At 70.0% G+C, this 9,067-nt stretch carries 4 protein-coding genes; 2 read left to right on the top strand and 2 right to left on the bottom strand.

Features of this window, described 5'->3' with window-relative positions:
• Positions 1-220: 220 nt before the first annotated feature.
• The gene (locus tag GZ998_RS01685; RefSeq protein WP_162679239.1) at positions 221-1,447 is read left to right on the top strand and encodes a phosphotransferase; all 1,227 of its coding nucleotides are present in this window, start codon (positions 221-223) and stop codon (positions 1,445-1,447) included.
• Positions 1,448-1,546: 99 nt separating this feature from the next.
• On the opposite strand, the gene GZ998_RS01680 is transcribed toward GZ998_RS01685, so the two are convergent.
• Together GZ998_RS01680 and GZ998_RS01675 are read right to left on the bottom strand one after the other, a co-directional pair.
• Complete coding sequence (locus tag GZ998_RS01680; RefSeq protein ID WP_219108585.1) at positions 1,547-4,933, bottom strand: ATP-dependent DNA helicase; 3,387 nt, start codon at positions 4,931-4,933, stop codon at positions 1,547-1,549.
• Complete coding sequence (locus GZ998_RS01675; protein WP_219108583.1) at positions 4,930-8,532, bottom strand: PD-(D/E)XK nuclease family protein; 3,603 nt, start codon at positions 8,530-8,532, stop codon at positions 4,930-4,932. The genes GZ998_RS01680 and GZ998_RS01675 overlap by 4 nt, the downstream gene beginning before the upstream one ends.
• Positions 8,533-8,769: 237 nt before the next feature.
• Here GZ998_RS01675 and GZ998_RS01670 point away from each other — a divergent pair, with 237 nt between their 5' ends.
• A complete protein-coding gene (locus tag GZ998_RS01670; protein WP_073327391.1) occupies positions 8,770-8,985 on the top strand; it encodes a DUF3107 domain-containing protein in 216 nt (71 codons plus the stop codon).
• The last annotated feature ends 82 nt before the right edge of the window (positions 8,986-9,067 follow it).

Below are 9,067 nucleotides of genomic sequence, written 5' to 3'. Positions count from 1 at the left end.
TGGTGCGTGGCGCTGACTCATCACTGAAAAGCGCCACGCAGCGACCATAGGTCACGACTGGGCATCGGCGCCACTTGGTTTTCTGGGCCTGTGGAAAACCTCGTGCGCCCGGGAGGAGCACCGCAGTGGTGGGAGGCCGACTGCCAGTGTGCTGGAAGCTGTACGGACCCCGGGGCGCGGCGCCGCCCCACTGGGCGGATTCCTCGCCTACGGTGGAGTCATGTCGCAGCCGCCCACCGAGTCGTCCGGACCCACGCGCATGTCCGAGTTCAGTTCCTCACAAGACTCCGGCAGCCCGCAGGCGCCCGTCGGCTCTGCGGAATCCTCCGGCGGTGCGGGCGGTTCCGGCCCGGCCCGCGAGCGTTCGCGGCTGGCCTTGGCGGCCCTTGCCGGGGTCGCGGTGCCCGGGCTGGACCCGGCGCGGTTGGCCCTCCCCCAGGAGCGGTCCGCTGCTGTGCGCACGGTTGGTGTCATAGACACTCAGGGCCGCCACTGGGAAGTGCTGGAAACACATGATGACGCCACTGGAGCGGCCATGGAGGCGGAGGCCGAGGTGCTGCGCCGCATCGGCCGGGTGGCCGACGACGGCCGGTTGTCGTTCGACGTGCCCCGCCCCGCCGGCACGCTCCGTCTGGAGGGCAGTCACATTCAGGTGCGCAGCCACCTAGAGGGGCGGCACATGGACGTTGGGTCGCTGCGCCCTGGGCCTGGGCTTTCTGCTGGGCTGGGTAAAGCCCTGGGAGAGTTGCATGACCTGCCCACCACCGTGGTATCCGAGGCTGGTCTGCCGGTGTACGACGCGGACGATGTGCGTACCCAGTGGCTGAACCTGCTTGACGACGCCGCCGCAACGGGCAAGGTGCCGCCGGCGCTGCTGGCCCGTTGGGAGGTGGCGCTGGAGGACTCGGCGCTGTGGAGGTTCCGCCCGGTGGTGGTGCACGGCGACCTCGCGCCGGAGAACGTGCTTACCGCGGGAGGGGCGGTAGTGGCTATGCGTGGCCTGGGACAGGCCCATGTGGGCGACCCGGCCGAAGACATGGCGTGGGTGTATGCGTCCGTACCGGTGGACTGCCTGGACTCGATCGAGTCCGCCTACGACTTGGCGCGCACCGAGGGCGTGGACCGGCACCTGCGTGATCGGGCGGAGCTGGTCAGCGAGTTGAGCCTGGCACGCTGGCTGATGCACGGCGTGCGATCCGGGAGTGCCTCCGTTGTTGATGACGCGGTGGCGATGCTGGCAGACCTGGCTGCCCAGGTCGGGGACGAGCCGTTGGTGGAGCCGAGCGGTCCGCGGCTGGCCCCCGTGCCCGGGGTCAAGGAGACCGCTGAGCCGGAAGCGACTACCAGCGAGGTCAAGATGGTGCTGGTCGAGGATGACGCCGATGGCGACCACGAGGGTACCGGCGAGAATGCGGCGGACGGCAACGAGCCGGGCGGCGGGGACTAGTTCCCCCGACCGCGGCGCGGCCGCAGGGGCTATCGCACTACCGCGGGGGCGGGGTTCCGCGGGGTCCGGCTACCAGCAGGGCAGGGGAGACTCCGACACTCACTGATCCCGCAGGTCCAGGCTGCGCCGAATCTCCTCCAGGGAGAGGAAGTCCTTCTCGCCCAGCTCGTCGACGCGGCCCTTGTCTGCGACGTAGACGTAGGCGGCGCGGATCTGGTCGGTGGGCAGGTCCTTGGCTGCGGACCATGCGTGCACGTACACGCTGAGCTGGTCCACCGGCACGCGTTGGTGGCCGGTCTTCCAGTCGACCACCAGGTAGTCGTCACTGCCGGGGCGCTGAAAGATGGCGTCGATGCGGCAGCGCAGCGTGGTGTCGCCGATGGTGAGCTCAAGCGGTTCCTCGGTGCTCACCAACTGGTATCCCGCCAGCAGTGGGTGGTCGGCGGCAACCTCCAGCCAGTCGTTGACGTGGTCGCGGTCCGCCTTGCTCAAGGTCTCCGGCACGCCGGCGTCCTCCAGGCTGAACAGCGGACCTTGGCTGGTCAGGCGCTGGGCGATGGCGTCGTGGAAGACGGTTCCCAGGCGGCCAGATGATTGCGGCTGGGACGGCAGCGGTCGGCGCAGGCCTAGCGCGAAGCCGTCGCGGTCGCGGCGCAGCTCGCCGAGCCCGGTTGCGGCCAGGTGAGCGGGCTGGCGGACCGTGGGCACTTCGGCCGCGGCGGCGTCGCGCTCGGCCAGCAGTAGCCGGGCGTCCTCCCACCAGCGGGCGACGCGCCCGTCGGTGGCGCCCTCCCCCGTGGGATGCACGCCGCGGAGGGCCTCGCCCGCGGAGGCCACGGTCGGGGCCGCCATGGCACGGCTGACGGCCTCGGCGACGGCGATGCGGGCGGCTCGCTCCGAGCCCGGGGCGGCCGTGTGCTTCACCGGCCAGGGAGCCTCCGCGATCCCAACGGGGTTGGCGGCGTCCTCAGGCAATTCGGTGAAGCCCGGGCCGAACTCGGCAAGCAGCCCCGCCCGCTGCAGCTCGGTCAGGAACCGGGATGCGGGCTTTACGGTGTTGCCTTCCTTGACCAGGTGGGAACCGGTCATCAGCACGTCATGCCGTGCACGAGTTATAGCCACGTAGGCGAGGCGACGCTCCTCGGAAATCAGGTGGCGTCCAAGCGCGAGCTTGTACTGCTCCTTAAGGGCCTTAATCTCGGCCTTCTCATCCCGGCTCAATTTAATGCCCGGGCCCATTGGTATCTCCAGGCTGCCGAGTTCGAAGGGCGGCAACTGGTCTGCGTCAGCGCGTAAGGGATAGGGAAATGTATTAACGGAGTTCATCCAAGACTTGTCGGCCACCGTCCCGTCCGCGCGCGGCTTGGTCTCATAACTGGGGAAAGACGCCTCAGACAGGCCGGTGACGGCAACACAGTCCCACTCCAGGCCCTTGGCGCCGTGGACGGTCATGATCTGCACGGCGCCCGGTTCGGGCTCGATATCGGGGACCTCCAGCCCGCGCTCCTCTTGTTCCGCAAGCTCGAGCAGTTCCAGGAACCCGGAGACGGTGGGAACATCGACATCGGCGGCGTACTGCTCGGCGGCGGCCTGGAAGGCATCCAGGGCGCGCCGCCCCATACGGTTGCCGACGCGGGCTGCCAGTTCAATGTCCAGTCCGAGTGCCTGTTCGGCGACCACCACTAGGTCCGGCAACGGCAGCGCAAGCGCGCCGCGTACGCGGCGCAGCGCCCGGGCGATCCGCACGATCGCCTGCCGTCCCGCCTCACTGAGCCCGGAATCGGGGTTCCTCACCGCGGACTTGCTTGCTCCCGCCGCACGCCGGACACCGGGGACATAGGTGGCGTCATCGCGGCGGGCGAGCTCCTCTAGCGCCTCGGACAGGGCCACATCCTCGAGCTGCTCCGCAGCATGTCCGCCGGCTCCGGCGTTTTCACCGCCCGTCCGGTCGCGCTGGCGCACGAGCTCGCGAGCGAAGTGCTGCAGGGCCCGCAAATCGGCCGCACCGATATCGGTTCCCGTGAGCAGGCGCATGAGCCGATCGCCACGTTCGGGATCCGCGGCCACAGCCAGTAGGGCCCGCACATCCGCTACCTCTGGGATGGACAGCATGCCGCCCGACACCGCCACCTCGTAGGGAATACCACGCGCCTCAAGGGCCTCGGCCACCGGCGTCATCTGGATGCGGCTACGGCACAGCACCGCCAGTTCTGCCGTCCGGCTCCAACGCTGCTGCATGAAATCGGCTATGACGTTCGCCTCCTGCAGCGGGTCGGTGAGGAATGATCCGAACACCCGCCCGGCACCGAGACCGTCGTCGGCGGAACGCTCACGCAACTCGCGCACTGGGACATGGCTTATGGCCGCGTCGCCGAGCTGATACTCAGGGTTGCGCAGGGGGTTCGAGATGACATTGGCGGCGGCGAGGACCGCGGAGTCGTTGCGCCAGGCGGTCGACAGCTGCAGCACCGGGGTCTCGGCTTCGGGGTTGCCGCCGTCGGCGACGGCCTGCACGCCTGAGGGGTTGAAGCGGTTGTGGAAGGTGTCCAGCGCGCCGGCGCTGGCTCCGCGCCAGCCGTAGATGGCCTGGTTGGGGTCGCCGACGGCGGTGACGCCCTGATCGGCGAACAGTGCGGACAGCAGCCGCGCCTGGGCGACGGAGGTGTCCTGAAACTCATCCAGCAGCACTGCCGGATACTGCGCACGCATGGACGCCACGGCCTCGGGCACTTCTTCGGCGATACGGCAGGCCAGCACTAGCCGGTCGCCGAAGTCGACCAGTCCATGTCGGCGCTTGTAGTCGCGGAAGTCCTGCACAGCGTCGAGCACGCCCAGCCAGGTCGCTATTACAGTGGTCGACTTGTCCTCTAGCAGGTTCTTCTGAATGGCCTGCAGTCCGGAGAACAAGTCGCAAATATCGGTCAGTTCCTCGCGGGCATCATCAATGCTGAGCAGGTTCGTGGACAGCGCATTGTCCGCGCGCAGGACGGCTGCAATCGCGCTGGACTTGGATTCAAAAGGAAGCGGGTCCGTGCGCTGTTCGAGAATGTCGGTAGCGATCTGCCACTTGCGGGCCTCGGTGATCAGGGTGGCATCCGGGTCGGCGCCAGCGTACAGGCCGTATTCGCGCACGAGTGAGCCGGCAAAGGAGTCGTAGGTGGCCACAGTCGGCTCGGGTGAGTCGTCTGCGCCGTTGATGACGCTGCTGCCTGCCAGCTGGGCGAGGCGGGTGGAGACGCGCTCGGCCAGCTCGGCGGTGGCCTTGCGGGTGAAGGTCAGCCCCAGGACCTGATCTGGGCGGACGGCGCCGGTGGCGACCAGGTGGACGACGCGCTGGCTCATGGTGGCGGTCTTGCCGCTGCCAGCGCCGGCGACCACCAGCAGGGGCCGCAACGGATAGGCGATGATCTTCGACTGTTCCTCGGTAGGTGAATGCAACCCGAGTTTCTTGGCGAGGGCTTCTGGGGTGAGGTCGGCGGCGCTCATGCCACGGTTCTCCTTCCTTCGGGGTTGACGGGGCAACTGGCCTTGAAAGAGCACCCGCGACAGTGGCCACCGCTGCGAGCGATGAGACTGGCACCGGAAATATCCAGCGCGGCGCGGGCGAGCAGCTCCACATCCCACTCCTTCCCGGTTTCCGGATCGGGACTGGAGGCGAGAAGCAGTCCATCGGGCACCAAGAACACACCACGATCCTTCGTGACGCGCGGCTCCACGCCGAGCGCTGCGAGGCCGGTGCCATCTACCTCATAGCCGAGGGCGGACAGCGCCATGCGGTAGGTGGCGAGCTGCGCGTTGAAATTCGGTTTGTCTGGCTTGCTGATGCCGGTCTTGAAGTCGATGACGCGTACGCGCTGTCCCTGCCCGGCGGGTAGCACACGGTCCGCGGATGCGTCGGGCGGGGTGCCATCGAGGAACTCCAGGCGGTCGATGCGCCCGCGTATGCGAACGGGGATCGGATCCCCCGCGGTCACGGACTCACCGTCGCTGGCCACGGCCCCGGCGTCGGCCACGCACCCGGCATCACCGCCCGCTACGGGCCCGCCACCGTCAACAACGGCGCTTTCCCCCTCGTCGTCCTGGGGGACGGGCAAATCGAGATGGACGTCTACCGTCTGCTCCACCAGGGCGGGGGCGGTGACCGACCCGAGGTAGGCGTCGAGCCGGTCAATCATGTCGCGCACGCGCTGCCGCTGAAGACCACCCAGCCAGGTGTCCGGGTAACCCAGCTCCGGCAACGCGTCCTCCAGGGCCTGGCGCAGCGCGTCGCCGCGCAACCCCTCCCGTTCAGCGCGCTCGGCCAGGCCGTGCACGAGCACGCCGACCCCCTGGGCATCGCTGGTGCCGGTGCCGCCGCCGTTGCGCTGCAGGAACCATTTCAGCGGGCACTTACTGATCGCGTCGACGTCGGAGGGACTGATGCGGATCTCTTGACCCGCGCCGACCAGGGGCGCGGTGGAGGTCGGGTGCCCCAGGCCGGCCCAGTTGGTGGGTGCGGCGGCACTGACGCCGTCGCGGGCGAGTACGGCCAGCAGCTGCTCGGCCTGACGGCCGCGCGCGCGAGCGCCGGCGTCGGCCTGCTCCAGGCGGCCGGCAATGGCTGCAGCGCGCAGTTCCCCCACGAGCCCCGGCAGGGTCAGGTCCGCAACATCCGGGGCGTGGTTGAGCTCGCCGTCCTCGTTGAAGATCTTCTGCTCGGCAGCGGCGGCGACCTCGAACAGGAACGCCGAGGGGGCGGTGTCGGCATCCGCGGCAGCGGTAATCACTAGACGGCGACTGGCGCGGGAGATGGCAGAGAGGAACATGCGGCGTTCGTCGCCCCGGACCTGACTGCGGGCCTCGGCGGGATCTTGTGCGGCCACCCGCCTGCCGTCGGCCACGAGCGGGAGGCGGCCGGTGACGGCGTCGACCAGCAGGCCGGAGTGTGTCACTCCGTCGCGCAGCCGTAGATCGGGCCACACATCCCGCTCCACCCCGGCGACGACCACTACCTCCCACTGGGCTCCGGCCGCGGAGGCCGGGGGGAGGACCGCGACGCCGGGCGGGCGGATTCCTTGCGGGGCCACCGTGTCCGAGGGCAGCACCTCTGCCGCGAGCTCGTTCAGGAAGTCGCCTGCTGCGGCCCCGGGGTGGCGCTCTGCCCACACCTCAGCGCGTTTGAACAGCACGGTGACCACGTCCAGGTCATGTTCCGCCGCCTCGGCCATGAGTGCGGCGGAGCGGGAGGTGCGCGGTGTAAGCGCCGTGGCGCGCCAAGTCTCCGCGCACTGAGAGGCCTGCCAGGCAGCCCACATCAGTGCCTCGGCGTCAACGCGCCCTCCCCTGGCGGCGTCTACAACCCGCCGCAGGACGGCGACGACCCCGGCCGCGCGCTCGAGCCGTATGGCCTGCTCGGCCAGGGGCTCGTCAGCCAGTTCCCGGGCCAGGACGGCAGCCGCCTCAGGACTGGCCAGCACGCCTAGCAGGTTCTCATCCCGGCCGGCCTCGGCGGGCCGGTCGGCGCGCAGGCGGCGCCGCAGCCGACGCAGGTCCAGGTTGGTCAGCCCAATCAGGGGGCTGGTGAGCAGGTCGAAGGCTGTGGCCCACTCGGGTGGGGTGTCGGCGTCCCCGAGGGTGCCGGCCAGCGCGGCGCGACAGGCGTTGATGATGGCGGCCGCGGCCGGCTCGGCGCGCAGCAGCACGGCCGGGGTACTGGAGGCCAGGGGAACGCCGTGGTGGCGCAGTTCTCGGCTGACCGCGCGGGCGGTGCTCGCGGAGCGGACGATCACGGCCATCTGGTCCCACGCGGTGTTGTAGTGGACGTGCTCGCCGCGCAGGATGCGAGCGATCTGGGCAGTCTGCTGGAGCGGCCCGGAGGCGATGATGGTCTCAACACCACTCGGAAGCGCCTGCACGTGCGTCGTATCTTGGGGCGTGTTTTGGGGCGCTGCGTCAATGGCACCCGCTCCGGAAGCATCGTGGGCATCTCCAGCCGCGGCATCTGTCCCGGCGGCGGGCGGCGCAGCGGCGGATGCCGGGCCGCTGACGTACTCGGGGTGCCGGTGAGTAGCGGTGCCGGTGATGGGGATGCGGTCGGCCTGCGCGGCCCACACCTGGGCGAGTGCGGGTGTGCCGCGGTGGACCGTACGCAGCGTTAGGCGCTCGGCGGCGAGCCCGGAGCGATCCTCGGCGGCGTTGAGCAGGCTGGGGTTGCCGCCGCGGAAGACCTCAACGGCGGCGTCGGGATCCCCCAGCGCAACGATCTGAGCGCGGTGACCATCGGCGTCGGGGGCGGCGAGGGCAGCCAGCAGACGGGCGGTGGCAGCGGTGCAGTCCTGGTAGTCGTCGACGATGATAACGTCCGGAACTGGACGCGGCGCGTTCACGCCGTCGTCGCCCCAGGATTCCAGGACCTCGCGGGCGCGGTCCTGCAGGCGGGCCGAGTCCATCTTGCGAACGGCGGAGCGGTTGGCGGCGCTGGGGCGGCCCTGCGCGTCCCAGGTGCGCAGCAGCGGGGCGGCGTGCCGCCAGATGGGGACGTCCAGCTCGGCGCCGAGAGCGGCGAGCTGCTCGGCGGTGACGCCGAGTTCGCCGGCACGGGCCAACAGATTGCGCAGCTCGGTGCGGAAGGCACGTGACTCGACGGCATCGGCGGGCAGGTCCCCCCAGTCGGCCCCGGGCACCAGCCCGGCCAGCGCGGCGTCCTCCTCCGCCCCAGCGAGCAGGACCGGGGCGGGCAGCGGGTCGGGACGCTGGGTGAACGAGGTTGTCAGGATCGTCAGGGCCAGGCCGACGGGTGTGCGTACCCGGACTGTGCCTGAGGAGGCACCGGCGAGGCTGAGCAGGTGGGAGGCGCGCTCGCGCAGGCGGTCAGCGCGGGCCCGTGTGGGCGCGAGCAGGACCGCTTCCTTGCGGCGGGTGGTTACCGCCTCGACCAGCAGGCGCAGAGCGGTGGTGGTCTTGCCGGTACCCGGGGCGCCGAGAACGACGATGTTCGCACCGTCTGCGGCACGACTGAGGACCCGGGCAGCGGAGGCGTCAGGCTCGGGAAGTGGGGGCTGCGCGAGCGGGGGGAGGAGGCGGGGGGCGCCGGTGGGGCTGGACATGCATCCATCTCACCACGGGGGTCCGACGTGAATGGAACGCCCTTAGCGTCACCTGGACATCGAATCGGTGCGGGCGAGGACATCTGGCTGTCCGCGCGACGCGAAACGGCCCGGATTGTGGCGGACCGGGCAAGCCTTTGCGGCAGCAAGGCCCATAGGATCGGGACAGACACCCCTACCGTGGGCCGTTGCCTTCACGGGTTTAGGCGACCCGAGTCCTGGACACAAGGAGTACCCATGCAGGTCACCATCGGAATCAAGCACTCGACTCGCGAGCTCCAGCTGGAGACCTCCGCCTCCCAAGAGGAGGTCCTCGCGGCCGTGGCTGACGCCGCTACCTCCGCGGTCACCCTGACCGATGACAAGGGCCGCAAGGTGTTCATCCCGGCGGGTTCGCTCGCCTACATCGAGATCGGCGAGGCCTCTCCCCGCCGCGTCGGCTTCGGCATCTGACTCGGACCCCGCGAGTAGCGCCATATCAACGGCGCCTGATTCAGGCCTCAAGGTCGGCGCCCGTCTACGGAGACGGGCGCCG

The organism is Actinomyces sp. 594 (assembly GCF_019325145.1).
In the GTDB taxonomy this organism is placed as follows: domain Bacteria; phylum Actinomycetota; class Actinomycetes; order Actinomycetales; family Actinomycetaceae; genus Actinomyces.
Note: the sequence above shows the minus strand (reverse complement) of the source record. Positions and strands in the feature narration are given on the sequence as shown.

Coding starts and splice junctions, on each gene's coding strand:
- GZ998_RS01685 (WP_162679239.1), top strand. CDS start 221: ATGTCGCAGCCGCCCACCGAGTCGTCCGGACCCACGCGCATGTCCGAG.
- GZ998_RS01675 (WP_219108583.1), bottom strand. CDS start 8,532: ATGTCCAGCCCCACCGGCGCCCCCCGCCTCCTCCCCCCGCTCGCGCAG.
- GZ998_RS01680 (WP_219108585.1), bottom strand. CDS start 4,933: ATGAGCGCCGCCGACCTCACCCCAGAAGCCCTCGCCAAGAAACTCGGG.
- GZ998_RS01670 (WP_073327391.1), top strand. CDS start 8,770: ATGCAGGTCACCATCGGAATCAAGCACTCGACTCGCGAGCTCCAGCTG.